Annotated in this window: 1 protein-coding gene; it reads right to left on the reverse strand. The window is 62.6% G+C overall.

What is annotated here, in order from left to right; genetic code table 11:
- On the reverse strand, nucleotides 1–373 hold a 373-nt coding region (locus SB660_RS19140; protein ID WP_410583798.1), incomplete at its 3' end, for an aldo/keto reductase.
- Nucleotides 374–396 lie beyond the last annotated feature (23 nt).

Genomic DNA, 396 nt, shown 5'->3' on the forward strand with positions numbered 1-396 from the left:
CCCAGAGCACGTCGATATAGTCCGTGCCGAGTCGCGTCAGGCTCTCGTCCACCGAGTGACGCATGTTCTTGAGGGCATTCCCCGTGCGCGACAGCGTGCGAACGGGATTCGCGCCGACAGTGAACTTCGTCGCCAGCACCAGATCGTCACGAACGGCCCGAGCGAACTCCCCGACGAGCTGCTCGGACTCACCGCTCTGGTAGGTGTCAGCCGTGTCGATGAAGTTGCCGCCCGCTTCCACGAACCGGTCGAAGATCGCTTTCGACTCTGCGCGGTCGGTGCCAGCGTTCGCTCCGAGCCCGAAATTGCCGGTACCAAGCGCGTATTGCGAGACCCTCAACCCGGAACGGCGTCCGAATGTCGTGTAGAGCATGCGTCATCTCCTTGATCTGCTCG

The sequence above is a fragment of the Bacillus sp. SIMBA_005 genome, assembly GCF_046535585.1.
GTDB lineage: Bacteria > Bacillota > Bacilli > Bacillales > Bacillaceae > Bacillus > Bacillus pumilus.